The following is a 23,882-nucleotide window of genomic DNA, read 5'->3' as shown; positions in this document are numbered from 1 at the left end:
CCCAGCCAGTCCCCGCTCAGCCCAGCCAGTCCCCGCTCAGCCCAGCCAGTCCAGGACCGCCGCCGCCGTCCACGACTGCTGCATGCTGCCGAGGGGCTCCCCGGTGAACGGCTCGTAGTACTCGGCGAAGCTGCCGTCACTGGCCTGACGGAGACCCTCGGCGCGCAGCTGCCGGGACCGCTCGGCCCAGCCGCGACGCGCGAACGACCAGGAGAACAGCCACGTCATCACCGGCCACACCGGCCCGCGCCAGTACTCGCTGGCCCGGAAGTCCGCGGACACCGGGGACGTCGACGGGGGCACCGCGTACTTCAGGTCCGGATGCCCACAGAAGCGGGGCCCCTCGAAGATCCGAAGCAGGGCCCGTTCGCTGTCGCGGGGCAGGCCGCCGCATAGCAGCGGCGCGAACGTCGCGAGCGTGTCGGTGCCGATCCACCGTCCGGACCGCAGGTCGAGGTCGCGGGCCGCGCCGGACCGCGGGTCGGTGGTCGCGACGACCCCGGCGCGGAACCGGGCCGCCCACTCGTGCAGGTCGCGGACGTCGGCGCGCGGGGCCGCATGCTCCTCGCCAATGGTGGCGAGCACGTCGCAGGCGAGCGCGAAGATCGCGCTGACGAACACGTCCTCGACCGCGAAGCTCATCGCCGACGCCAGGTCCGTGTCGTCGTAGCTGACCTGCTTCATCTCCTCAAGCAGCCACAGGTAGCGGTCGTATTCGGCGTCGCTGGGCCGCTGCGCCGGGTCCTCGACGATGATGGTGTCGGCACGCCGATAGGCCGGCACCGGCCCGGGTATCACGTTGGCGTACGGCATATCCCAGCGCGGGGAGTTGTCCATACCGGACTCCCAGCCGTGGTAGAGCGTCACCCGGCCCGACCCCTTCGGGTCGCGGGCGTGTGCGAGCCAGCGGTGCCAGCGCATCAGGTCGGGCCACCGGCGATCGAGGAACTCCTCGGCGACCGCGCGGGTGCTGCGGCCGTGCCTGCGGGAGTGGTCGAGGATCCGCTGCACCGCGATGGCGTGCACCGGGGGTTGGGTGATCCCGGAGGTCCGGGGTGTCGATGGGGCGGCCGCGGCCAGCTCGGTCGCCCAGCGGTCCGGCCCGGGGAAGTAGCCGTCGACACCGTTCGCGAACACGATGTGCGGGATCATTCCGTTGCGCCACTGCGCGGAGAGCAGGGTGTCGAGCTCGACGACGGCCCGCTCGACGCTCAGCGGCGCCAGCCCCACCGCGACGAAGGCCGCGTCCCAGCTCCACATGTGCGGGTACAGGCGGGGAGCGGCGCTGGTCATCGTTCCCAGATCATTGCCCCGCAGCAGGTAGGCGGCGCGCGCCGCGAGCTGGGTTGGCGTGAAACCGGGATCCGACATGCCCACCAGTGTGCGGCCCGCCGGGGCGCCATGCCCGCCGGGCCGGGGAGTTGCCGGTGCGTCAGCCCTTGGGCCGGGACACCTCGTCGGAGCTGCGGAACACCAGCCGCCCGTCGTCGAGCTTGATCGCCCACCGCTTGGCGAGCGCCCAGTCGCGGCCGTAGTCGGCCTCATCCTCGACCAGCGCACCACCGAAATCGTCGACGATGACGCCGGATTCCTGCGTCGGATCACCCTTGCCCGACACCGGGTCGGCCCTGGTCACCACGCTGTCGCCGACGGCGAACGGGACGCCCCCGGACTTCCCGCCCGGTGCTGCACCGGACCCCTTCGATTCCTTGCCGGATCCCATGTTCGCGACTTCCTTCCTGCTCGCCCGGGTCCGCACGGTCCGGTGGAACAACACGGACCACGGCGCCGATACGGCACCAGACTCGTAACCAGAATGTAGCTGACGCGCTACCTCCTTCGCCCGTCGGCGCGGGGTGATCATGGCCTCTCGAGTCTAGGTACGACCCGGCCACCCCGCAGCGCGCGACATGCACCGTCGACGCGATCGACCGAGTCCCGCTCCGGGGGGCCTATCGTTCGACCCATGCGCCCGACAGCACTGATCACCGGGGCAGGCCGCGGCCTCGGCGCCGCCATCGCCCGTGAGCTCGCCCCGACCCACGACCTCCTCCTCGGTGCCCGCACGGCGGATTCGCTGACCGCGATCGTCGCCGAACTCGACTCGGCCCGCGGATGGCCGGTGGACCTGACCGATCATGCCGCCGTTGCCGCTGCGGTCGCGGGCATCGACCGGCTGGACGTCCTGGTGCACAACGCAGGCGTCGCGGAGATCGGCACCGTCGAGGGCACCCCGATCGCGGCGTGGCGGGACATGTACGAGGCCAATGTGCTTGCCGTCGTCGAGCTGACCCGGCTGCTACTTCCCGCGCTCCGTTCCGCGAATGGCCATGTGGTGCTGATCAATTCGGGTGCGGGCCTACGCGCCAACCCGGGATGGGGCGGCTATGCGGCGAGCAAGTTCGCGCTGCGTGCGTTCGGCGATGCCCTGCGCGCGGAGGAACCGGCGCTGCGCGTCACCTCCGTCCACCCGGGGCGGATCGACACCGACATGCAGCGCGCGATCGTCGCCGCGGAGGGCGGGACCTACGAGCCCGCGCGGTTCCTCGCGACCGCCTCGGTCGCGCGGGCGGTCCGGGGCGCCGTGGACGCGCCGCGCGACGCGCACCCGACGGAGATCGTGCTGCGCCCGACCGGGCGCTGATCGGCCAACCGCGCAGGGCGGCGGCTACTTCCGTTCCACCAGCACGCAGCGAGCGCCGGAGAAGATCGTCGGCATGCACTTGTTGCAGTGGATGCACAGCGACCGGGTGCGCTCGTCCGCGGCGATCCGGTTGACCAGGTCGGGTTCGCGGAGCAGGGCGCGGGCCATCGCGACGAACTGGAACCCCTCCGCCATCGCGGTGTCCATGCCCGCCCGGTCGGTGACGCCGCCGAGCAGCACGAGCGGCAGGTCGACGGCGGCGCGGATCTGCCTGGCGGACTCGAGCATAAACAGCGGCTCGTACGGGTACGTGCGGATGAACTTCTTGCCGACCGCCTTCACCCCGGCCCGGAGCAGCGGCTGCGACATCGCCTGCGCGAACTCGTGCACCGGGGCGTCGCCGCGGAACAGGTACATCGGGTTGAGCAGCGAGCTGCCCATCGTCAGCTCCAGCGCGTCCAGCCCGCCGTCGGCCTCGAGCCACTGCGCGACCTGGATCGCCTCGTCGACCCAGAAGCCGCCGGGGACACCGTCATCGATGTTCAGTTTCGCGAGGATCGCGATTCGGTCGCCGACCGCCTCCCGGACGGCGAGCGCGATGTCCCGGACGATGCGGGCCCGGTTCTCCAGCGACCCGCCGTAGCCGTCCTTGCGATGGTTCGTCGCCCGGCTGAGGAACGAGCTGGCGAAGTAGTTGTGCCCGAAGTGGATCTCGACGGCGTCGAAGCCGCCCTCGATCGCGTGCCGCGCGGCGTCCGCGTGCGCGGCGGTGATCCGGGCGATGTCGTCCCGGGTCGCGGACCGCGTCATCTTCATGCTCAGCGGATTGAAGGAGGGGGACGGAGCGAGGGCGGGATACCCGTTCGACTTCGCGTTGGCCACCGGCCCGGCGTGGCCGATCTGGGCGGACGCGGCGGCCCCCTCGGCGTGGATAGCGTCGGTGAGCCTGCGCAGTCCGGGCACCACCTCGGGCCGCATCCACAGCTGCCCGTACTCGGTGCGGCCCTCGGGCGCGACCGCGCAGTAGGCCACGGTCGACATCCCGACCCCGCCGGCGGCGGGGCGCCGGTGGAACTCGATGAGGTCGTCGGTGACCAGGGCGTTCGGGGTCTTCCCCTCGAAGGTGGCCGACTTGATGATGCGGTTGCGCAGGGTGATCGGGCCGAGCTTGGCTGGCGCAAGCACGTCGGGGTTGGTCACGTCGATGTCCTCCGGTCGCGGGTCACCCGAGCCTAGGACAATTCCGTTACCAGTGGAACCGTAATTGTCGTTTCGGTGCGCGCGGGGCGGTAACGATTCCGCGCGAACGTCGGCGGACACCGCGGGCGGGGCCTAGCCTCGCGGGCAGCCCACCCACGGAGGTTCGCCCATGCGTCACACCCTGATCACCCTCGCATCCGCGGCCGCCGCCGCGCTCCTGCTCTCGGTCGCGCCCGCCGGGGCGGACCCGACGCCCGCCCCGACCTACTACGTCTCGCTCGGGGACTCCCTGGCCACCGGATACCAGCCGGACACCGCCACCAACGAGGACTTCGCGTACACCGACCGGATCTACGCCGCACTGCGCGCCGAGGAGCCGACCCTGCAACACGTCCGGCTCGGCTGCGCCGGCGAGACCACCGAGACGATGATGAACGGCGGCAGGTGCGTGTACCCGGATGCGACCTCGCAACTCGACGCGGCAACACGGTTCCTCACCGAGCATCGCGGGCAGGTCCGGTACGTCAGCGAGGGGATCGGCGGCAATGACGTCAACCACTGCCTCAGCGGATCGGGGTCCGGCGGGCTACCCGACATCGGGTGCATCACAGACGAACTCGCGACGATTCGGCAGAACATCGCCACGATGAACAGTCAGCTGACGGAGGCGGGCGGCCCGGACGTCCGCTACGTCGGGATGACCTACTACGACCCGGCCCTCGCCGGCTGGATCGGCGGCGGCACCGGCAGGCTCGTCGCCAACGCCACCGCCGTCGCTAACAACGTGCTCAGCGCCACCATCGCCGACGCCAACGCGTCCGCCGACTGGAAGACCGCCGACGTCGCAGCGGCGTTCGCCAACAACGATTTCGGCAACCCCGTCACCCTCCCCGGCATCGGGGAGGTGCCGCACAATGTCGCCCAGATCTGCCGATGGACATGGATGTGCACCCCGTACAAGGACATTCACGCCAACAGGGAGGGACACCAGGTGATCGCCGACACGTTCCTGCCGGTGTTGACCGGAGCCGAGCCCGGACTCGGATCCGGGTCGGCGGCCGGATCGCTCGCCGACGGCTCCTGACCGGGGCCGGGCCGGTCAGTGCGCGGCGAAGTCTCCGTAGCCGCCCTTGAAGAAGAGCAGCGGCTGACGATCGACGTCGGCGGTCAGATCGGTGATGCGGGCGATCACGATGGTGTGGTCACCGGCGTCGTGCTCGACCTCGACGGTCGCGTCGATCCGGGCCAGCGTGCCGTCCAGCGCGGGCGCACCGTTCGGGGCCGTCGACCAGGAGACGCCGGCGAACTTGTCGGCGCCGCTGGTCGCGAACTGGCCGCAGATGTCCTTCTGGTCGTGCGCGAGCACGTTGATGCACAGGTGCCGGGCCTCGCGCAGCAGCGGCCAGCTCTTCGACGTCTTCGTCGGGCAGAACGAGACGAACGGCGGCTCGAGCGACAGCGACACCACGGACTGGCAGGTGAACCCGAGGGGGCGCTCGCCGTCGTGCGCGGTGATCACCGCGACGCCCGTGCAGAAGTGGCTCATCACCTTGCGCAAGGTGGCGGCGTCGGGACCGGACAGCTCGATGTGCTCGGCGACAGCGGTCTGTTCTGCACTCATGTGTGATTCCTCCTGACGAAACGGGCCCCGACAGGATCGAGTGCCAGCAGGCACTATGCCATCCGCTGTCCCGGTCAGTGGGCTCGCTCCCGGTATTCGGCGGCCAGCCCGGTTTCCGGCCGACGTCGGCGGGCGGAAGCGACAGTGCCGGGCTCCCGATCAGCGGGAACCGGGCGACGGCCTGCGCGGCGCCGGGCCTAGCGTCGGTCATCGGCACCGATCGGAGGCAACGCATGGAGACCCTGCAGCACGAGGACGGCCGGTTCGTCGTCGACCCCGACAGGATTCGCGCGTTCGCGGACGCGACCGGGTGCACCAACACCGCCTACCGGGACTCCCGGCCCGTCGTCCCCCCGACCTACCTGTGCGGCACCGACCCCGTCGCCGGCGGGCACGACCTGCCGCTCGAACGCGACTGCCGGTTCTTCGGGCTGCCTCCCCGCGCGGGCGACCTGCTCCGGGTCACCGTCCGCGACGGCGACCACGACCGCCTCACCGAGTACCGGGACGCGGACGGCAGGCTGATCGCGGACGCCTGGACCCAGGGGTCGGGCGGGGACACCGCGGCCGTCGGGCTGCTCGCGAACTACGCCACCGACTGGCTCGGCGCCGAGTCGGTCCGCCGGTTCCGGACCCGGCTGGTCGAGCCGGTCGCCGCGGGCGAGGCGCTCTCCTGCACCGGGGAGGTGCTGCAGGAGTACACCGCGGACGGGGAGCCGCGCATCGACGTGGTGCTCACCGCCGTCGCGGGCGGGGGACGGATCGCGGCCCGCGCCTGGGCCACCTTCGCCCGCGCCGCCTGACACCCCGTTCGGGTTCCGTAATGTCACATTGGCTCACGTGACGTTCCCCAATGTGACATTACGGAACCTCGGGTTGGTCAGCGGGCGACCATGTCCTCGGGGCCCCAGATCGCCTTCATGCTGGTGATCTTGGCGTCGTCGTCGAAGGTCATCACGTCGATGACGGAGATCTCGACCTTCTGCTCACCCATGTGGGTGGTGAGGGTGAAGTTGAACGCGGCGTGGTCGGCGGCGATCTTGACGATGCCGAGCTCGACGGTCTGCTCGAGCGGCTCGATGATGCCGTAGAACTCGCGCAGCGCCGCCTCGGTGGTGCGCGGCTCGGTGCCGACCGGATCCTCGACGGTCGCGCCCGGCGCGTACAGCGCGAGCACGTCGTCGACGGTGCCCCCGGCGACCGACTTCACGTACGACTCGATGGTGGCCTGAATGCTCTCGCGTGACGGTGCCATGCCGGTTTCCCTTCGATTTCTAGAACACGTTTCAGAATCGAAGAGTACCGGCACGACACGCGCCCCGCCGCCCGTTGAATGGGGGTTCATGGGTCATTCGCCTGCCGGACGTGACGCATGAACCCCCATTCATCGGATGCGGCGGCTCGCCTACTTGACGACGTTCACCATCTTGCCCGGGACGACGATCACCTTGCGGGGGGCGTTGCCCTCCAGGAACGCGACGATCTTCTCGTCCGCGAGGGCGGCGGCCTCGATGGTCTTCGGGTCGGCGTCCGCGGCAACGGTGATGCGGCTGCGAACCTTGCCGTTGACCTGGATCGGGTACTCGACGGAATCCAGGGCCAGCCACCTCTCGTCCGCGGTCGGGAACGGCCCGTGCGCCAGCGAGATCTCGTTACCGAGCCGGGACCACAGCTCCTCCGCGACGTGCGGCGCGACCGGTGCCAGCATCAGCACCAGCGGCTCCACCGCGGCCCGCGGCGCCCCGTCCGGGTACGCCTTGGTGAGGTGGTTGGTCAGCTCGATCAGCTTCGCGATCGCGGTGTTGTCGCGCAGCGCCGTGTAGTCGGCGGTGACCCCGTCGATCGCCCGGTGCACCGCCCGCAGGGTGTCCTCGGTCGGCTCGGCGTCGGTGACGCGCAGCGCCCCGGTCTCCTCGTCGACGACGGTGCGCCACGCGCGCTGCAGGAACCGCTGCGCGCCGACGACGTCCTTGGTGGCCCACGGCCGGGAGGTGTCCAGCGGGCCCATCGACATCTCGTAGACGCGCAGCGTGTCGGCGCCGTAGTCGTCGCAGATCTCGTCCGGCGCAACGGCGTTCTTCAGGGACTTGCCCATCTTGCCGTACTCGCGGTTAACCTCGGCGCCCTCGTAGAAGTACTTGCCGCCCTCCTCCACGACGTCCGCGGCGGGCACGTACACGCCGCGGCTGTCGGTGTACGCGTACGCCTGGATGTAGCCCTGGTTGTACAGGCGTCGGTACGGCTCGGACGAGCTGACGTGCCCGAGGTCGAAGAGCACCTTGTGCCAGAACCGCGAGTACAGCAGGTGCAGCACCGCATGCTCGACGCCGCCGACGTACAGGTCGAGGCCGCCGGGATCGTTCGGGCCGTGCAGCTCCGGCCGCGGACCCATCCAGTACTGCTCGTTCTCCTTGGCGCAGAACGCATCCGAGTTTGTGGGGTCGATGTAGCGCAGCTGGTACCAGGAGCTGCCCGCCCACTGCGGCATCACGTTGGTGTCGCGGTGGTAGCTCTGCATGCCGTCGCCGAGGTCGAGCTCGACGTTCACCCAGTCCGACGCCTTCGCCAGCGGCGGGGACGGCTCGGAGCTCGCGTCGTCCGGGTCGAAGGACACCGGGGCGTAGTCCTCGACCTCCGGAAGTTCCACCGGCAGCGCGGAATCCGGCAGTGCGTGCGCGAGCCCCTGCTCGTCGTAGACGACCGGGAACGGCTCGCCCCAGTACCGCTGCCGGGCGAACAGCCAGTCCCGCAGCTTGTACTGGATGGTGCCCTCGCCGCGGCCGTCGGCCTCGAGTCGGGCGATGACGGCCTTCTTCGCCTCGGCGATGCTCAGCCCGTCGAGATAGTCGGAATTCACCAGCGGGCCGTCGCCGGAGTACGCGGCCTCGGTGACGTCGCCGCCCGCGATGACCTCGACGATCGGCAGGCCCAGTTCGGTGGCGAACTCCCAGTCGCGGTGATCGTGGCCGGGCACGGCCATCACGGCGCCGGTGCCGTACCCGGTGAGCACGTAGTCGGCGATGAACACCGGAACCTTGTGCCCGTTCACCGGATTGACCGCGTAGGAACCGAGGAAGACGCCGGTCTTCTCCTTGCTTTCCTGCCGCTCGAGGTCCGACTTCGCGGCGATCGCGGCGCGGTAGGCGGCGACCGCCTCGGTCGGGGTCGCAGCGCCACTAGTCCAGCGCGGGTCGGTGCCGTCGGGGTACACGTCGGCGACGAGCGTGTCGACGAGGTCATGCTCGGGGGCGAGCGCGACGTAGGTGGCTCCGAACAGGGTGTCGGCGCGGGTGGTGAACACCTCGATGTCGTAGTCCGGGGCAACGGAGGCGTGCTCCCGGTGCGCGGCGAACTTGACCCGGGCGCCCTGGCTGCGTCCAATCCAGTTGCGCTGCATGGACTTGACCTTCTCCGGCCAGTCCAGGTACTCGAGGTCGTCGGTGAGCCGGTCGGAGTAGGCGGTGATCCGCATCATCCACTGCCGCAGGTGCTTCCGGAAGACCGGGAAGTTGCCGCGCTCGGAGCGTCCGTCGGCGGTGACCTCCTCGTTGGCCAGTACCGTACCCAGTCCGGGGCACCAGTTGACCATCGAATCCGACTGGTAGACAAGGCGGTACGAGTCGAGTTCGGCATGCTTCTCGGCGGCCGACAGGTCCGCCCAGGCGCGGCCGTCGGCGGGAGAGCGGGTGCCCGCGGCGAACTCCGCCTCCAACTCGGCAACCGGGCGGGCCCGATTCAGCTCGGTGTCGTACCAGGCGTTGTAGATCTGCAGGAAGATCCACTGCGTCCAGTGGTAGAAGTCGACGTCGGTGGTGGCGACGGACCGGCGCTCGTCGTGCCCGAGACCGAGACGGCGCAACTGCCGCGTCATGTTCGCGATGTTCGCCTCGGTGGTGGTGCGGGGGTGGGTGCCGGTCTGCACCGCGTACTGCTCGGCGGGCAGTCCGAACGCGTCGTACCCGAGGGTGTGCAGCACGTTGTGCCCGTTCATCCGGTGGAACCGGGCGAACACGTCCGTCGCGATGTAGCCGAGCGGGTGACCCACGTGCAGGCCCGCACCGGACGGGTACGGGAACATGTCCTGCACAAACAGTTTGTCCGCGGGCAGCTCACCGGCGAGATCGCCGACCGGATTGGGGGCGTTGAAGGTGCCCCGCTCGCGCCACTGATCCTGCCAGTGCGCCTCGATACGGCCCGCGAGGTCCGCGGTGTAGCGGTGCTGGGGGGTCGCGTCGCCGCCTGGCTGCTGCACTGACTCGGTCACTGTTCGCTGTCTTCTCTGCGCGGGGGTCTGAGGAGCCTGCGAGGGTGGACACGGCTGCGGCCGGTCGCCGCGGGCTCCGCGGTCAGGGGCGTCCGCGCCCGGATTCCGGGCAGGATTTCCCGAGACCAGCTTAGGGCGTCACCCTCGGACGCCCACGGGACGGCCCCCGACGTACCCTGGTGGTCGTGCTCATCGTTGCAAGCGTGCTGTTCGTCGTCGCCGTCGTCGTCGGAGGCGTCGCGGTCGCCGGGATGACCGGGCGACTGCCGCGCAACCGCTGGGCCGGGGTCCGCACCCCCGACACCCTCGCCTCCGAGGAGACCTTCACCCTCGCCAATCGGATCGCCGGGCCGACGCTGGCCGCGGCCGCGTTGCTGCTGGTCATCGGCGGGGTCGGCGCGCTGGCCCTGCCCACCGTCGGTGGCCTCGCGGTCGCGGCGGTCGCCGTCGTCGCCGCCCTGATGACCGCGGGCTACGGCGGCGCCATCGGAGCCAGGGCCGCCGCGGCGGCAGCTCCCGCCGGGTGCGGAGACGCCTGCGGGTGCGGGCACGACGCTGCGCCCGCCGCCACCTCCGCTGTCGACGCCGATGCCGCGGCCGCCGCCGACTGCGGCACCGACTCCTGCGGCTCCTGCTCCCTCAAGGGCGCCTGCCTGCCGCACTAACTCACCCCGGCGACTGTGCGTGATCTTTACCCTCATGGGGGTAAGAATCACGCACCGGCGCGGAGCGCAGCGGAGTTCGCCGCTGGCCACACCGGCGCGGAGCGCATAATCCGGCCATGAGCGAATCGCGGGCATTCGACCCGGCCGGGGTGGCGTTTGGAATCGGACTGCCGCTGCTGTCCGCGGCGACGGTCCTCGTCACGGCACGGATGTGGCGACCGCGGCTGCCGGACGCCCTGGCAATCCACTGGAATGCGGACGGCAGCGCCGACAGTTTCACCGCGACCGGGTCGGCGGCATGGACGTTCGTGCTGGTCATCGTCCTGGTCGGGGGCGGCTCCAGCGCGGTCGCCGCGCTCGCGCAGGCGATGCTGATGATGCGCCGCACCATGCTCATCGTGGGGTCCGCCGTCACCGGGCTGATGCTGACGCTGTGGCTCGGCCTGCTGGCCGCGAATCTGGACCTCACCGATCCGGCCGACGCGCGACTGTCCACCACGACGATCGTGGTCGGGATCCTGGTCGGTGGGGCGGTCGGCGTGGTCGGGGCGTCCCTGCTGCGGGACCATCGGGAACGGCGGTCGGCGGTCGCGGCGCCCGACGCCCGGTTGCCGCGCGGGCCCGTGGACCTGCCGATCGTGGCCCGGGTCGGCCTGGGGACCGGCACCACGGCGGTGCTGGTCGGTGTCGCCGCCCTGGTGACGGTCGGGCTGTGCCGACTGGCGGGGTCGTGGTGGCTGATGGCGGTGTTCCTGCCGGTGAGCGCACTGGTGATCGGGCTGCTGCGGTTCCGGGTGGTGGTCGACGAGTCGGGGCTGCGGGTGTTCAACATGGGCATGTGCGCGCTCGGGTACGGCGTCGACGAGCTCGAGGGCGCGAAGGTCACCGAGGTGGCGCCGTTCCGCGACTTCGGTGGCTGGGGTCTGCGGGCCAAGGGTCGCGGCAACTACGGCGTCGTCACCGAGACCGGGCCTGCTCTCGTCTTCACCGCCGCGAACGGGCAGCGGCTGACGGTCACCACGGATCGGGCGCCGGCGATGGCCGGTGCGCTCAACGCGCTCGCCGACCGTCGACACGGGTAGGCGGCCGCACCGGCCGGAAACTGTCGCCGTGCGTGGGACCCCGACTTGACAGCTCAAGGGTCCGCGACGAACTCTTTAGCGCAGGCTGCCCTGCATTTGGGTACCCTCACCTAATTGCCGAGCTTCGCCGCCCACCCGAGGAGTGCACCCCCGTGCGACACCGTTCCACGCCGATCGCCGCAGCCCTCGTCTGCCTCGCCGCCCTCGCCGGGGCCACCGCCTGCGGCAGCGACGCGCCCGCGTCGACCGCGGCCGCCGCCACCAGCACCGCGAGCGCCGCCGAGGACACCGCGCGCCGGGACGCGGCCCTCGCGCAGTTCCCGGCGACCCCGCCGGCCACGGTGGTCACGGCGTCGGTGCCGCTGGCGGAGGTGCTCACCCTGCTGGGTGTCCCGGTCGCCGGCGTGCCGTCCACCACGACGCAGCAGCTGCCGACGACGCTGGACGCCGTCCCGCGCATCGGCACCGTGAAGGCGCTCGACGTGGAGAAGATCGTCAGCCTCGGCCCAGACCTGGTGGTCGCCGCCGAGGGCGCCCGGGAGGCGGTCGCGGCCACCCTGACGTCGACCGGCATCCCCGGCGCCTACCTCGAGACCGAGAGCTTCGGCGACCTGCGGTTCGCGGTGCAGGTGCTGGGCGAGGCCTTCGACCGGCAAGACCGCGCCGCCGAGGTACTGGCCACGATGGACACCCACGCCGCGCGGCTCGCCGAGTCCGGGACCCCGGGCGAGAAGGTGCTGGTCCTGATCGGCGCCGCGGACTCCTTCATGGTGATGAACAACAACTCCTTCCTCGGCAGCCTGATCCAGCTGGCCGGCGCCGACAACATCGCCGACTCGGCGCTCGGCGCGACGGAAACCTTCAGCGCGGTGAACCTGGAGAACATCATCGCCGCGGCACCGGACGTGGTGCTGGTGCTGCGCTCCGGCGACGTCGCCGCGGGTCAGGCCGCGTTCGATGCGGAGGTCGCGAAGAACCCGGCGTGGACGAGCCTGCCCGCGTACGCGAACGACCGCATCCACGTCCTCGACTACGCGACCTTCGGCTACACCTCGGTGACCGGACTCGACCAGGCCGTGCCGACCCTCGCGGGCGTGCTCACCCCGTGAGCGCCCCGCCGACCGTCAAGGCCGCGCCGCCCGCGGGTGACCCGTCGACCGCGGGGTCGGCCCCGGCCCGCGGCCGGTCCCGGTGGGCGCTGCCCGCCGCCTGGATCCTGCTCGCCGTGGCCACCGTCGTCAGCCTGGGCCTGGGCAGCGTGCACATCTCGCCCGCGGAGATCCTCGCCATCCTGTCGGGGGCGGGCGAGCCGGGGTCGTTCGACACGATCGTGTGGGACGTGCGGTTGCCGCGGGTCCTGCTGGCGCTGCTGGTGGGGTCGGCGATCGCGGTCTCGGGTGTGCTGCTGCAGACGGTGATGGGCAATCCGCTGGCGGATCCGGGGCTGACCGGGGTCACCAGCGGGGCCGCGGCCCTGGTCCTGGTGATCCTGCTGGCCGCCCCCGCCTACCACTCGATGATCCCGGTGGCCGCCTTCGTCGGCGGCGTGGTCGCCGCGACGATCGTGTACGCGTTGGCATGGCGGCGCGATGGCATCAAACCGCTGAACATCATCCTCGCCGGTGTCGCGGTCAACGCGCTCGCGGGCGCGTTCATCGCGTTCCTGTCGCTGCGCTACAGCGAACGCCTGCCCGCCGCGATCCAGTGGATGAACGGCAGCCTCGCCGCGAAGAGCATGAGCTCGGTCTGGATGATCCTGCCCTACATCGCGATCGGTCTCGCCGTCTCGCTGCTGTGCGTCCGCTCGGCGAACGTGATGCGGCTCGGCGACGACGTCGCCCGCAACCTCGGCGAGGGCGTGAACCTCACCCGCATCCTGCTGTCGCTGGTTGCGGTGTTCCTGGCCGCGATCGCGGTGTCCGCCGTCGGCATCATCGGCTTCGTCGGCCTCGTCGTCCCGCACATCGCCCGGATGATCGTCGGCTCGAATCACGCCGTGCTGATCCCGATGAGCATCGCCGTCGGCGCCCTGTTGGTGTTGATCTCGGACACCGTGGGGCGAACCGCGTTCAGCCCCACCGAGATCCCCGCGGGCATCATCATGGCGGCGATCGGCGCCCCCTACTTCCTCTACCTGATGCGTCGACAGGGAGCGCGGTAATGCTGCTCGAGGGGCGGGGCCTGGGAATCTGGTACGGCGACAAGCGGATCGTCGACGACGTCTCGATCGCGGTGGGGTCGAACGAGGTGGTCACCCTGATCGGGCCGAACGGGTCCGGCAAGTCCACCATCTTCAAGGCGCTGAGCGGCCGGCTCGCCCCGCGCACCGGAGCCGTCCTGTTGGAGGGTGCGGACCTGACGTCGTGGTCGGCCCGCAGGCGGGCCAGGGCGATCGGCATGCTCAACCAGAAGAACACCGCGCCAGAGGACATGACGGTCCGCGAACTCGTCGGCTACGGCAGGCACCCGCACCGCCGCTGGTACGAACGGTCCACCGCCGACGACGGGGAGGCCGTCGACTGGGCGATCGCGCACACCGAACTGAAGGCTCTCGCGGAGCGTCCGGTGTCGCAGCTGTCCGGCGGCGAGGCGCAACGGGCGTGGCTGGCAATGGTTCTCGCGCAACGGCCGCGGGTGCTGCTGCTCGACGAGCCGACGACCTACCTCGACATCGCGCACCAGCACGAGGTGCTCGAGGTGGTCACCTCGCTGAACCGGACCCTGGGCATCTCGGTGCTGATGGTGCTGCACGACCTGAACCAGGCGGCGACGTTCAGCGACCGCATCGTCGCGCTGTCCGGGGGTCGGGTCGTCGCCGACGGCGCCCCGGCCGCGGTGCTCACCCCCGACCTGATCCGCGACGTGTACGGCATGGAGGCCGAGGTGCAGGCGCATCCCGGCACCGGCCACCCCCGAATTCACCTGGTCCGGCGGCAATGGACCATTGCCGCGAATGTCCCCACCCCCGAGGAGAACCGATGCTGACCGATACCGAACTCGAGAAGTCGCTGACCGGCTACCGCGACTTCCTCGCCACCCGCAAGACCGTCGTCATCGCGACGAAGGACGAGACCGGGGAGCCGTTCCAGTCGATCGCCCCGTTCGTCGCGGACGACGGCGCCCTGTACGTCTACGTCAGCGAGGTCGCCGACCACTACCGGTACCTGCGGGACGCGGACACCGCGCGGGTGATGATCCACGGCGACGAGTCGACGGCCGCCAACATCTTCGGGGTCGAGCGGGCCAGCTTCGTCTGCGACGTCGAGCAGCAGCCGGAGGAGGGGAACGAGGGCGTCTTCGAGAAGTTCGGTGAGAGCACCAACCCGAAGATGGTCCAGTTGCTCCGCGGCCTCGACTTCCACCTGTTCCGGCTGACCCCGCGCGCCGGCCGCTACGTCGTCGGCTTCGGCAAGGCCTTCGAGGTCAGCTTCGACGGCAGCCGCTTCGAGCACGTCGTCATCGACAAGAAGCCGGGCGCCGCGCAGAACGCCTGACCGGACCGGGCGGCCACCGACACCCCGTGCCGGTGGGTGTCGGCGCCACCGGCACGGCAGAGGTCACGGCGTCAACGGTGTGGCCGCTGCCCGGTGCGCCGCCGCAGCCGCGTCCCGTCGAGGGTGTGGTCGCGGCCGATCAGGTCGATCTGCCGTTCGGTGAGCCCGACGCCGGCCGCCCGGACGAGCGCGTCGTCGTACGACCAGGACTCGGTGGGCGGCCGGAAGTCCCTGCCCGACAGGTCCGTTGCCAACTCCCGCACCGTGCGAGCCGTGACGTTGGCGGCGTGGAACAGTACGCCGCGGTCGACGTCGGTGGCGGTGCGGGCGAGGTGCGCGATCAGCGCGCCGAGGTCGTCGAACGCGATGGTGGACAGCCGGGCGGTCCCGTCGTCGACCCACGCACCGAGCGTGCCGAGCAGGTGCCGCAGCCCGGGCGCGAACCAGCGGTCGCCCGGGCCGTGCACGAAGCCGGGGAGGACGACGGTGCCGCCCGCATCGCGGGCGAGACGGTCCGCGGCGGCGCGGGTGGCGCTGAGGGCCGTCACCGGGTTCGGCTCCCGATCCTCCTCGGCGATGCCGCGGAACGGTCCGGGGCCGTAGACGCCGACGGTGCTGACGGTGACGATGCGGGTGATGCCGAGGGTGTCGGCGGCGGCGAGGACGTTCGCCGTTCCGGTGAGGTTGACGGCGCGGCAATGTTGTTCGTCGGGGCCGGTGTAGCTGACGGCGTGCACGACCGCGTCAGCGCCACGCAGCGCCGCGAGCAGCGCCTCCCGGTCGGGGACGTCGGACCGGACATACCTGGCATCCGGTTCGGGTGCCGGGGGCGCGGTTCGGGTGATCGCGACTGGCCGGTGCCCCGATGCCAGGAGAGCCCGTAGAGTGGCGGCACCGATGAAGCCGGACGCCCCCACCACCGCGACGCGTCGAGCACCGTCACCGTGACCGGAGGCGCCGGGCGTCGTCACCGTGGACGTCCGGTCCGCAGTCGAACCGAGAGAGGGTTGTCGTAGTGGTCAGGCAGGAACGGGCAGTGGTCACCAGGCAGCAGATCCTGATGGCGGCCGCCGAACGGTTCGACGAGGCGGGATACGAGCGGGCCAGCCTGTCGGAGATCGTCGACCAGTCCGGAGTGACCAAGGGCGCGTTGTACTTCCACTTCAAGTCGAAGGACGATCTCGCGACGGTGGTGATCGAGGAGCAGCACGCGATCTCGATGCGGGCGGTCGCGGCGATCCTGGAATCGGATGCGCCTGCGTTGGAGCAGGTGGTGATGTTCTCGCACGAGATGGCGCGGGAGATCGTGGAGGATCCGATCGTGCGGGCCGGGATCCGGCTCACGTTGGAGGCGAGCGCGGAGGTGGGGCCGCCGCAGCCGTATCTGGACTGGATCGAGGCGTGCGAGCGCACGTTCCGGAAGGCGATCGAGGAAGGCGACGTCCTCGACACCGTCGACCCGGCCGAGCTGGCCCGGTACTTCGTCGGCGCGTTCACCGGCGTGCAGCTGGTGGCGAACGTGCTCACTCAGCGTTCCGATCTGGCGGAGCGGCTGGACCAGATGTTCGGCTTCCTGCTGCCGTCGATCGTGCCGCCGCGGCGTCGCCACAAGATCGACCGGTTCCGTCATGCGCGGTGGGCTTCCGCCACGGCGTGACGGCAGGCGGCGGCGCGGAGCGGTTCGAGCCGCACCGTGCCGCGGGCCTTGGTGACTCCCCACTGGGCGAAGTCGACGGTGACGGCGTCCTCTCCTCCCACGGCCGGAGTAGCGGTGACGGTAGTGGGCTCGTCGAGCTCCACGAACTGCTGGAACTCGAGGTCGATCGATTCGACGTCCGCGCAGGGGGTTCCGAGCACTAGCCGGGCGCTCTGACGCGCAGCTTCGAGGAGGACCGCGCCCGGCACGTGATCGGAGGGGTGGTCGAACAGCACGGGGTGGGTGAGGTCGGTGCGGAGCATCCATCGATCGGAACCGGATGGATGTGCACTGAGGGCAACGGCTGCGTGATCCGCGACGCCGACTCTGCTGGGTGCAACGGGTGGCGGCAGCGGTACCTGACCGACGACCGGGTCGCGGTCGCCGCGCCAGCGGGCGCGCCGGTATTGGTCGGTAGTGAGAACATTCGCCGCGGTGACGCCGCTACCGACGACCCGTCCGTCGAGTTGGAAGTCCACGTTGACAGTGAACGCCGTCGGGTGACGGCGATTGCGGGATTGCACGGTCACCCGGGAACTGAGAGTGACTTCGGCGGCTTGACGGCCGATCAGCAGTCGATCGAGGTTCACATCGACGTGCATCCTCTGCATTGTGAACTTCCGGTCGAGCGGCACCGCGAAATGCCGGTGCGCAACGTAGATGGCGCACTGTCGGAGGGTCTCCGCCAGGAGCATGGTGTCGTACCGACCTACACAGCTGTGGTAGAACGCATGCTGCCGTGGCCACTGCGCACCAACGTCGAACCTTTCGCTCGTGCCAGATGGCGCACTGTCCGTGAGGTACACCTCGGAAACCGCCTGACGGTGCACGAGCTGCCTCGACACTGTCCGGTCAAAACTCAACGGCTGCAACATCTCACGAAGAATAGGGCGCGCGGATCCGATTCGTGCACTTTTGTGCAACGCGGGAACTTGCCGACACGGTCACGGGCACCAGCCACGTCGCCCCAAGTTCTGACAGAGGGCAGGTCAGGACCCGGCTGGACACGACTCTCACGCAACTACGAATCCACATAGTCCAGCACTAGCCGATCACCTGGACATCCGCTCACATACCGGTCCCCCGGTTATTTTCCCGTTTCGCACACACGCGACCGCACGATGAGTACTCTGCCCAGTCAGATCGATTGAAGATCGACCACATACCTGAGTGTGACCAGTAACAACTCAGAACATCGAGGAGCGCCGTGGACAACCAACCTTCGCGAAGGAGACCTGGCGCGGGGTATCGGATGTCTGCGTTCCCTACGGGATCCGGCATCCCGTCAACGAGCTGCCGATAGGGGAACAGCCGTTTTCCTTGCGGAGTATCAAACCAGCAATGGTGGGCGTGCAAACCGAGGCAATCCTCGAGCCGCACAACAAGTACTACCGAATCGCAAGTCAAACGGAAGGTTTGACATGGGTACCAGGAAGTCTATCTCGACCCTCGCCGCAATGATCGGCGCCACGGCATTGCTTGGCGCCGGAGTTGCGCATGCCGTCGTCGCAGACCCCAGCGCCGGTGCACACCAGCTGTGCGGCACTGTCTACAGTGGTGCACCACTCGCAGACAACCATCCCTCACCGAACAGCGGGGTCCCGGACGACGCTGTCGTCGCCGAGGGAGTCCAGGTCGTGGGAACACTTGTGTCGTCAACAGGTACGTCGACCACCTTCCCCGCCGTTGCGACCAACGGCAACGGCCAGTACTGCCTTCAAGGTAACGCGGGACTCGTTGCCACCATTCTCGGCGGCGGGCACGTTACCCTGACCACAGCTGGCGTAACGCCGATCGCCGTTTCGCACCCGACGGGCATCTACCAAGCCGACTTCCAGAATCATCAGGTCGGCCTGACAGGTGCGACGGGATTCAACATCGTTGTTCCGTAACACCTTCAAGGTGTGGTGGTACCCAGGCAACATGCCTGGGTACCACACCAACCACCTTCGACGGGTGGGAGTTAGACGCCAGTCCACACAGTAAGGAGTCCTGATGCTGGCCGAGTTTCTTCGAGCCCTCAACGCCCTGGTCACCGGCATTACCCCCGGACTATCCGGGTCGGCCGATGGTCTGAACACCATGTCCTCCACCTACTCGAGTGAGGAGTAGCGAAATGGGATCCGCAGCCGAATCAACTTCCTCTTTGGGAGAAACGCTCGAGCAGATGTTGCCCATGCTGTTTTACGGCATCATCGTCGCGCCGATCGAACTTTCGACCGGCATCAAGGTTTAGGAAGGAGCTGTCATGCAGGCATTTTCCGCAGACTTGGTAAGTCTGGTCTGGCAGAGCTGGATCCCGATGGCCGGTCCGGTCACCGAGTTCTTTGTCGCTCTGTCCTAACCTTCGAAAGGAAACAACATGTGGGGAGACTTCTGGGGTGGAATGGTGAATCACATTTCCTCCCTCTTCACCATCACGCTCTTCGGCTTGGATTCGGCGTCCGCTGAGGGTGCTGGCTGGTCGAGCGCAGAATCGGCGAGCGGCTAGCACGCGCGTTTGCAAAGCAACGGTTCGGGGTCTGTGTCAGTTCATATCTGACACAGACCCCGGACTGGGCTGTGGGGCGAGTCCCAGCCACCGGGAACCACCCTGATGTGACGTTACCCACGTCATAACGTCCGAACAATGGATCGGAATATCGAAGCGCACGAACAGATCTCGACCATCCTCGATCGTCAGCGGACGGCCCGGATCGCCGCCGGGGTGCCCGACGCCGCGGAGCGTCGGGCTCGGATCCAGCAGGTGATCGACCTACTCGTCGACCGCGCCGACGACCTGGCCAAGGCCCTCGACGTCGATTTCGGCGGACGTCCCGAGGGTTACTCGCTGATGAACGACGTGGTCGGCTCGATCACCGCCCTCAAATACTCCCGCGACCACCTCGACACCTGGATGGCCTTCGACGATCGTCCCGTGTTCGCGCCCTACGACCAACTCGGCGCGACCGCCGAGGTGATCCACCAGCCGAAGGGCTCGGTCGGCATCATCGGCACCTGGAACGCTCCCGTCTACACGCTGATGAGCCCCCTCGCAGGTGCCCTCGCCGCGGGCAACCGGGCGGTGCTCAAGCCGTCCGAACTGGTGCCGCGCACCGCCGAGGTGCTCGCCGACGCGGTCACCGCCGCGTTCGATTCCGAGGTTCTCGCGATCGTCACCGGCGGACCCGACGTCGCGGACGCGCTCACCTCGCTGCCGTTAGACCACCTCGTCTTCACCGGCAGCACCGCGGTCGGGAAGCTGGTGATGGCCAACGCCGCAACCAATCTCGTGCCCGTCACCCTCGAACTCGGCGGCAAGTCGCCGACCATCATCGGCGCCGGCGCCGACCTCGCCGACGCCGCACACCGCATCGCGGTCGGCAAGTCCACCAACGGCGGCCAGATCTGCGTCAGCCCGGACACCGTGTACGTGCCCGCCGACCGGCTCGACGACTTCGTCGACGAACTCCGCGCCGCCTACACCGCCCTCCATCCGACCGTGGAGGACAACCCGGACGTCGTCGCGATCGTCGACGACCGGCACGCCGCCCGCGTCGACGGGTACGTCGCCGACGCCGCCCAGCTCGGCGCCCGCATCGAGACCGCACCGGACGTCGCGGTCCCGCAGTCGAATCGGCGTCGCCCGCTGCGCATGGTGATCGACCCGCCTGCCGAGGCCGTGATCCGTCGGGAGGAGGTCTTCGGCCCCGCGCTGGTGCTGCTCGGCTACGACGACATCGACGAGGTGATCGACGCGATCAATGCGGGTCCGAACCCGTTGGCGCTGTATTACTTCGGCACCGACACCGCCGAGCAGGCCGCCGTCGTCGACCGCACCCTGTCCGGCGGCGTCACGGTGGGCGACGTGATGATGCATCCCGGCCTGCAGGACGCCCCGTTCGGCGGCGTCGGCGCGTCCGGCATGGGGCACTACAACGGACGCGAGGGCTTCCTCGAGTTCAGCCACGCCCGCGCCGTCTACCGGTCCGCCGGCCCCGACCTGCGCGGTGAATGGGGGATGCTGCCGCCCTACGGCGAGCACTTCCGCGACATGATGTCCGCCCAGGTCACCCCGTAGCCCACCGATTCCGTTGTGAAGGAGTGCAGATGAAGACTCGCGGTGCCATCATCCGCAGCGCCCCCGGCCGCTACGAGGTCGTCGAGATGGATCTCGACGCGCCCCGACGCGGCGAGATCACCGTCAAGATGGTCGCCTCCGGCCTGTGCCATTCCGATGACCACATCGCCAAGGGCGACCACGCCGTCGGCGTCTACCCAATCTGCGGCGGGCACGAGGGGGCGGGCGTCGTCGTCGAGGTCGGCCCGGAGACCACCGGTTTCGCCGAGGGCGACCACGTCCTGTTCTCCTTCGTCTCCGGCTGCGGACGCTGCCGCTGGTGCGCGAAGGGCATGCAGAACCTGTGCGACCGGGGCGCGGCGATCATGACCGGCAGCCGCCCCGACGACCCGACGAGCTTCCGCCTCAGCCTCGACGGCCAGCCGGTCGCGCAGACCTGCGGGCTGTCGACGTTCAGCGAGTACACCACCGTCAGCACCGATTCCGCCGTCAAGGTCCACGACAAGAGCCTGCCGCTGGAGACGCTGTGCCTCCTCGGCTGCGGCGTCGGCACCGGGTGGGGCGCCGCGGTGAACTCGGCGCAGGTGTACCCCGGCCAGACCGTCATCGTGATGGGTGTCGGCGGCATCGGCATCAACGCCGTCCAGGGCGCCGCGCACGCCGGTGCCGCGCACATCCTGGCCGTCGACCCGGTCGCGTTCAAGCGGGAAAGCGCGCTGAAGTTTGGTGCCACCCAGGCGTTCTCGACGATGGAGGAGGCCACCGACGTGGCCCGCTCGCTGACCAACGGTCAGGGCGCGGACGCGGCGATCGTCACCGTCGGCGTCACCACCGGCGAGCACATCGCACAGGCGTTCTCCGCGATCCGCAAGGCCGGCGTCTGCGTGGTTACGGGGCTGGGCAAGATGACCGACGTCGGAATCCCGATTAGCCCGATGGAACTGACGCTGTACCAAAAGCGGCTGCAGGGATCGCTGTTCGGCGCGTCCGCCCCGTCCGCCGACATCCCGTGGCTGATCGACCTGTACACCGCCGGCAAGCTCGAACTCGACGCGCTCGTCACCAGTACCTACACCCTCGACGAGGTGGCGCAGGGATTCGACGACATGCACGCGGGCCGCAACCTGCGCGGCGTCATCCGCTTCTGACCCCAACCCGCGGGTTCCCTAATGTCACAGTAGGTATCACCAAGTGAGCCAATGTGACATTAGGGAACCCCCGGCAGGGGTCAGGTGCGGCGCAGGCGGCGCTCGTTGGCGACGATGAGCGCCGTCAGCGCCGCCTCCGGGCCGGAGGCGGGGCGGGGGCGGCGCATCAGCACGAAGTCGGCGTCGCCCGGATCGGGCAGCGCCGACGCGGGCAGCGGCACCAGGCCGTCCGGCAGCACGGACTCCGCGTGCACGATGTACCCGAGCCCGGCGAGGACGGCAGCCCGCAACCCGAGCAGGCTGTCCGTCACACACGTCGTCCGCCACACCCGCCCGGCGCGTTCGAGGGTCTCCATCGCCGCGCGGCGAGTGATGGACGGCGGGGGATAGGTCACCAGCGGCACCGGTCCGGACTCCTCGACCGGGTCGCCGGCGGGAGATCCCGCCCACACCAGCCGGTCCCGCCACACCAGCTCGCCGTGCCGCTCACCGGGTCGGCGCATCCCGAACGCCAGATCCAACTCACCGGCCGCGACCCGCGCACCCAGGGTCTCGCTGAGCCCGACCGTCAGCTCCAGGTCGATCCGCGGGTGGCTGCGGCGGAACTCCAGCAGCACCTCCGGCAGCTGCGCGGCGACCAGGTCATCGGACGCGCCGAACCGCAGCACCCCGGACATCTCCGACTCCGCGAAGTACGCCTCCGCCTGCTGCGATGCGTCCAGGATGGTGCGCGCGAAGCCGAGCATGGCGGCGCCGTCGGCGGTCAGTTCCAGGTTGCGGGTGTCCCGGCGCAGCAGTTCCCGGCCGACGGACCTCTCCAGCCGCGCCACGTGACCGCTGACCGTCGACTGGCTCAGCCCGAGGACGGCCGCCGCGGCGGTGAAGCCGCCCTCGCGGTCGACGGCGACGAACGAACGCAGCAGCACCGGATCGAGCATCCCCGATATCTATCACGTTTCGCGATGCCAGTAATCACTCTGATCGACTTCTCCGATAGCGGACTGTCGAACTACCGTGGTCGGGTGAAGTTTCTGAGCAGGTTCTACATCGACGGGTTCATCCTGTCGATCATCGCGGTGGCGATCGTCGCCAGCATCTTCCCGGCGTCCGGCACCGGCGCCACCGTCCTGGACTGGGCAACGAAGATCGCGATCGCGTTCCTGTTCCTGCTCTACGGCGCCCGGCTGCACCCCCGCGAGGCCCTCGACGGCCTCAAGCACTGGCGGCTGCACTCGGTGGTGTTCGCGTCGACCTTCGTGCTGTTCCCGCTGATCGGCCTGGCCCTGCGGATCCTGGTGCCGACCGTGCTCACCGACGAGCTGTACACCGGGATCCTGTACCTGTGCCTGGTGCCGTCGACGGTGCAGTCGTCGATCGCGTTCACCTCGATCGCCCGCGGCAACGTCGCCGGCGCGATCGTCAGCGCGTCCGCGTCCAACCTGCTTGGCGTGTTTCTCACCCCGCTGCTGGTGATCCTGCTGATGAACACCACCGGCGAGGCACACGTGGACGCGTCGTCGATCGTCGACATCGTGGTGCAGTTGCTGATCCCGTTCATCGTCGGGCAGCTGATCCGGCCGTGGGTCACCGGGTTCCTCAAGAAGTACGCCGAGCCGACCAAGCTCGTCGACCGCGGCTCGATCCTGCTCGTCGTCTACGCCGCGTTCAGCGCGGGCATGGTCGAGCACGCCTGGGACGGGCTCACCGCCTGGAACATCGTCGCGCTGGTCGCGGTGTGCTGCCTGATCCTGGCGATCGTGATGACCGCGACCGCCTACGCGGGCCGGGCACTCGGCTTCTCGCTGCCGGACCGGATCGTCATCGTGTTCTGCGGGTCGAAGAAGTCGCTCGCCACCGGGCTGCCGATGGCGGCGGTGCTGTTCGCCGGGCAGCCGATCGGGCTGATCGTGTTGCCGCTGATGATCTTCCACCAGATCCAACTGATCGTCTGCGCGGCGCTCGCGCAGCGGTACGCGAGGCGCACCGACCCCGTCACCGCCTGACCCCT

23 protein-coding genes are annotated in these 23,882 nt (G+C 69.5%); 14 read left to right on the top strand and 9 right to left on the bottom strand.

The genetic code is table 11. The annotated features are described in order from the left end of the window. Nucleotides 1-36: 36 nt before the first annotated feature. Both ggh and ACWF62_RS11470 read right to left on the bottom strand, forming a co-directional pair. Nucleotides 37-1,371, bottom strand: a complete 1,335-nt coding sequence (ggh, locus tag ACWF62_RS11475; RefSeq protein ID WP_452630110.1) for a glucosylglycerate hydrolase — start codon at nt 1,369-1,371, stop codon at nt 37-39. Nucleotides 1,372-1,432: 61 nt separating this feature from the next. Then, on the bottom strand, nt 1,433-1,723 hold the full coding sequence (locus ACWF62_RS11470; protein ID WP_378508637.1) for a hypothetical protein: 291 nt from the start codon (nt 1,721-1,723) through the stop codon (nt 1,433-1,435). A 243-nt stretch (nt 1,724-1,966) separates the two neighbouring features. Here ACWF62_RS11470 and ACWF62_RS11465 point away from each other — a divergent pair, with 243 nt between their 5' ends. Continuing rightward, nucleotides 1,967-2,644, top strand: coding sequence for an SDR family oxidoreductase (locus ACWF62_RS11465; RefSeq protein ID WP_378571369.1), 678 nt, complete (start codon nt 1,967-1,969; stop codon nt 2,642-2,644). A gap of 24 nt (nt 2,645-2,668) precedes the next feature. On the opposite strand, the gene ACWF62_RS11460 is transcribed toward ACWF62_RS11465, so the two are convergent. After that, nucleotides 2,669-3,844 (bottom strand): NADH:flavin oxidoreductase, encoded by a 1,176-nt coding sequence (locus tag ACWF62_RS11460; protein WP_378571367.1) that lies wholly within the window; start codon nt 3,842-3,844, stop codon nt 2,669-2,671. 169 nt (nt 3,845-4,013) lie between these two features. Between ACWF62_RS11460 and ACWF62_RS11455 the strand changes: the two genes are divergently transcribed. Next, the gene (locus ACWF62_RS11455; RefSeq protein ID WP_378571365.1) at nt 4,014-4,928 is read left to right on the top strand and encodes an SGNH/GDSL hydrolase family protein; all 915 of its coding nucleotides are present in this window, start codon (nt 4,014-4,016) and stop codon (nt 4,926-4,928) included. Between the two features lie 15 nt (nt 4,929-4,943). Here the strand turns inward: ACWF62_RS11455 and ACWF62_RS11450 are convergent, their stop codons facing one another. Continuing rightward, nucleotides 4,944-5,465 carry a flavin reductase family protein gene (locus tag ACWF62_RS11450; protein ID WP_378508641.1) on the bottom strand — a complete coding sequence of 174 codons (522 nt, stop codon included), beginning with the start codon at nt 5,463-5,465 and terminating at the stop codon, nt 4,944-4,946. 233 nt (nt 5,466-5,698) lie between these two features. On the opposite strand from ACWF62_RS11450, the gene ACWF62_RS11445 reads away from it, so the two are divergent. Further along, a complete protein-coding gene (locus tag ACWF62_RS11445; RefSeq protein ID WP_378508642.1) occupies nt 5,699-6,268 on the top strand; it encodes a hotdog family protein in 570 nt (189 codons plus the stop codon). A 77-nt stretch (nt 6,269-6,345) separates the two neighbouring features. On the opposite strand, the gene ACWF62_RS11440 is transcribed toward ACWF62_RS11445, so the two are convergent. After that, nucleotides 6,346-6,720, bottom strand: a complete 375-nt coding sequence (locus ACWF62_RS11440; RefSeq protein WP_378508643.1) for a nuclear transport factor 2 family protein — start codon at nt 6,718-6,720, stop codon at nt 6,346-6,348. Nucleotides 6,721-6,870: 150 nt separating this feature from the next. Beyond that, the gene (gene leuS, locus ACWF62_RS11435) at nt 6,871-9,729 is read right to left on the bottom strand and encodes a leucine--tRNA ligase (protein ID WP_452630109.1); all 2,859 of its coding nucleotides are present in this window, start codon (nt 9,727-9,729) and stop codon (nt 6,871-6,873) included. Nucleotides 9,730-9,914: 185 nt separating this feature from the next. On the opposite strand from leuS, the gene ACWF62_RS11430 reads away from it, so the two are divergent. The 6 genes from ACWF62_RS11430 to ACWF62_RS11405 all read left to right on the top strand — a co-directional run bounded on the left by ACWF62_RS11430 (nt 9,915) and on the right by ACWF62_RS11405 (nt 14,970). After that, nucleotides 9,915-10,394, top strand: coding sequence for an SdpI family protein (locus ACWF62_RS11430; protein ID WP_452630108.1), 480 nt, complete (start codon nt 9,915-9,917; stop codon nt 10,392-10,394). Nucleotides 10,395-10,510: 116 nt separating this feature from the next. Continuing rightward, complete coding sequence (locus ACWF62_RS11425) at nt 10,511-11,476, top strand: DUF1648 domain-containing protein (protein WP_452630106.1); 966 nt, start codon at nt 10,511-10,513, stop codon at nt 11,474-11,476. 152 nt (nt 11,477-11,628) lie between these two features. Beyond that, complete coding sequence (locus tag ACWF62_RS11420; RefSeq protein ID WP_452630105.1) at nt 11,629-12,585, top strand: ABC transporter substrate-binding protein; 957 nt, start codon at nt 11,629-11,631, stop codon at nt 12,583-12,585. Then, a complete protein-coding gene (locus ACWF62_RS11415; RefSeq protein ID WP_452630104.1) occupies nt 12,582-13,637 on the top strand; it encodes a FecCD family ABC transporter permease in 1,056 nt (351 codons plus the stop codon). Before ACWF62_RS11420 ends, ACWF62_RS11415 begins: the two co-directional genes overlap by 4 nt. Next, the gene (locus ACWF62_RS11410; protein ID WP_378508651.1) at nt 13,637-14,461 is read left to right on the top strand and encodes an ABC transporter ATP-binding protein; all 825 of its coding nucleotides are present in this window, start codon (nt 13,637-13,639) and stop codon (nt 14,459-14,461) included. The genes ACWF62_RS11415 and ACWF62_RS11410 overlap by 1 nt, the downstream gene beginning before the upstream one ends. Then, a complete protein-coding gene (locus ACWF62_RS11405) occupies nt 14,455-14,970 on the top strand; it encodes a HugZ family pyridoxamine 5'-phosphate oxidase (RefSeq protein ID WP_378508652.1) in 516 nt (171 codons plus the stop codon). The genes ACWF62_RS11410 and ACWF62_RS11405 overlap by 7 nt, the downstream gene beginning before the upstream one ends. A gap of 71 nt (nt 14,971-15,041) precedes the next feature. On the opposite strand, the gene ACWF62_RS11400 is transcribed toward ACWF62_RS11405, so the two are convergent. Beyond that, a complete protein-coding gene (locus ACWF62_RS11400) occupies nt 15,042-15,941 on the bottom strand; it encodes an NAD-dependent epimerase/dehydratase family protein (RefSeq protein WP_378508653.1) in 900 nt (299 codons plus the stop codon). Between the two features lie 44 nt (nt 15,942-15,985). Here ACWF62_RS11400 and ACWF62_RS11395 point away from each other — a divergent pair, with 44 nt between their 5' ends. Next, nucleotides 15,986-16,627, top strand: coding sequence for a ScbR family autoregulator-binding transcription factor (locus ACWF62_RS11395; protein ID WP_378569540.1), 642 nt, complete (start codon nt 15,986-15,988; stop codon nt 16,625-16,627). On the opposite strand, the gene ACWF62_RS11390 is transcribed toward ACWF62_RS11395, so the two are convergent. After that, nucleotides 16,597-17,541, bottom strand: a complete 945-nt coding sequence (locus tag ACWF62_RS11390) for a ScbA/BarX family gamma-butyrolactone biosynthesis protein (RefSeq protein WP_452630102.1) — start codon at nt 17,539-17,541, stop codon at nt 16,597-16,599. The two genes, ACWF62_RS11395 and ACWF62_RS11390, sit on opposite strands and share 31 nt — an antisense overlap. Before the next feature lie 546 nt (nt 17,542-18,087). Here ACWF62_RS11390 and ACWF62_RS11385 point away from each other — a divergent pair. The 3 genes from ACWF62_RS11385 to ACWF62_RS11375 all read left to right on the top strand — a co-directional run bounded on the left by ACWF62_RS11385 (nt 18,088) and on the right by ACWF62_RS11375 (nt 21,874). Then, nucleotides 18,088-18,558 (top strand): hypothetical protein, encoded by a 471-nt coding sequence (locus ACWF62_RS11385; protein ID WP_452630101.1) that lies wholly within the window; start codon nt 18,088-18,090, stop codon nt 18,556-18,558. Between the two features lie 737 nt (nt 18,559-19,295). Further along, the gene (locus tag ACWF62_RS11380; protein ID WP_452630100.1) at nt 19,296-20,726 is read left to right on the top strand and encodes an aldehyde dehydrogenase family protein; all 1,431 of its coding nucleotides are present in this window, start codon (nt 19,296-19,298) and stop codon (nt 20,724-20,726) included. A gap of 29 nt (nt 20,727-20,755) precedes the next feature. Next, nucleotides 20,756-21,874, top strand: a complete 1,119-nt coding sequence (locus ACWF62_RS11375; RefSeq protein ID WP_452630099.1) for an NDMA-dependent alcohol dehydrogenase — start codon at nt 20,756-20,758, stop codon at nt 21,872-21,874. Between the two features lie 80 nt (nt 21,875-21,954). Here the strand turns inward: ACWF62_RS11375 and ACWF62_RS11370 are convergent, their stop codons facing one another. Beyond that, on the bottom strand, nt 21,955-22,812 hold the full coding sequence (locus ACWF62_RS11370; RefSeq protein WP_378569544.1) for a LysR family transcriptional regulator: 858 nt from the start codon (nt 22,810-22,812) through the stop codon (nt 21,955-21,957). A gap of 84 nt (nt 22,813-22,896) precedes the next feature. Between ACWF62_RS11370 and ACWF62_RS11365 the strand changes: the two genes are divergently transcribed. Beyond that, nucleotides 22,897-23,877, top strand: a complete 981-nt coding sequence (locus ACWF62_RS11365; protein ID WP_378508725.1) for a bile acid:sodium symporter family protein — start codon at nt 22,897-22,899, stop codon at nt 23,875-23,877. The last annotated feature ends 5 nt before the right edge of the window (nt 23,878-23,882 follow it).

Source organism: Rhodococcus sp. NPDC054953, assembly GCF_053609225.1.
This window is presented reverse-complemented; position numbering and strand designations above follow the sequence as displayed.

Excerpts from the sequence above, each read along its gene's own strand:
- ACWF62_RS11425 (WP_452630106.1), top strand. The coding sequence starts at position 10,511 with ATGAGCGAATCGCGGGCATTCGACCCGGCCGGGGTGGCGTTTGGAATC.
- ACWF62_RS11445 (WP_378508642.1), top strand. The coding sequence starts at position 5,699 with ATGGAGACCCTGCAGCACGAGGACGGCCGGTTCGTCGTCGACCCCGAC.
- ACWF62_RS11465 (WP_378571369.1), top strand. The coding sequence starts at position 1,967 with ATGCGCCCGACAGCACTGATCACCGGGGCAGGCCGCGGCCTCGGCGCC.
- ACWF62_RS11410 (WP_378508651.1), top strand. The coding sequence starts at position 13,637 with ATGCTGCTCGAGGGGCGGGGCCTGGGAATCTGGTACGGCGACAAGCGG.
- ACWF62_RS11380 (WP_452630100.1), top strand. The coding sequence starts at position 19,296 with ATGGATCGGAATATCGAAGCGCACGAACAGATCTCGACCATCCTCGAT.
- ACWF62_RS11440 (WP_378508643.1), bottom strand. The coding sequence starts at position 6,720 with ATGGCACCGTCACGCGAGAGCATTCAGGCCACCATCGAGTCGTACGTG.
- ACWF62_RS11390 (WP_452630102.1), bottom strand. The coding sequence starts at position 17,541 with ATGTTGCAGCCGTTGAGTTTTGACCGGACAGTGTCGAGGCAGCTCGTG.
- ACWF62_RS11375 (WP_452630099.1), top strand. The coding sequence starts at position 20,756 with ATGAAGACTCGCGGTGCCATCATCCGCAGCGCCCCCGGCCGCTACGAG.
- ACWF62_RS11455 (WP_378571365.1), top strand. The coding sequence starts at position 4,014 with ATGCGTCACACCCTGATCACCCTCGCATCCGCGGCCGCCGCCGCGCTC.
- ACWF62_RS11405 (WP_378508652.1), top strand. The coding sequence starts at position 14,455 with ATGCTGACCGATACCGAACTCGAGAAGTCGCTGACCGGCTACCGCGAC.
- ACWF62_RS11385 (WP_452630101.1), top strand. The coding sequence starts at position 18,088 with ATGGGTACCAGGAAGTCTATCTCGACCCTCGCCGCAATGATCGGCGCC.
- ACWF62_RS11450 (WP_378508641.1), bottom strand. The coding sequence starts at position 5,465 with ATGAGTGCAGAACAGACCGCTGTCGCCGAGCACATCGAGCTGTCCGGT.
- ggh (WP_452630110.1), bottom strand. The coding sequence starts at position 1,371 with ATGTCGGATCCCGGTTTCACGCCAACCCAGCTCGCGGCGCGCGCCGCC.
- ACWF62_RS11370 (WP_378569544.1), bottom strand. The coding sequence starts at position 22,812 with ATGCTCGATCCGGTGCTGCTGCGTTCGTTCGTCGCCGTCGACCGCGAG.
- ACWF62_RS11470 (WP_378508637.1), bottom strand. The coding sequence starts at position 1,723 with ATGGGATCCGGCAAGGAATCGAAGGGGTCCGGTGCAGCACCGGGCGGG.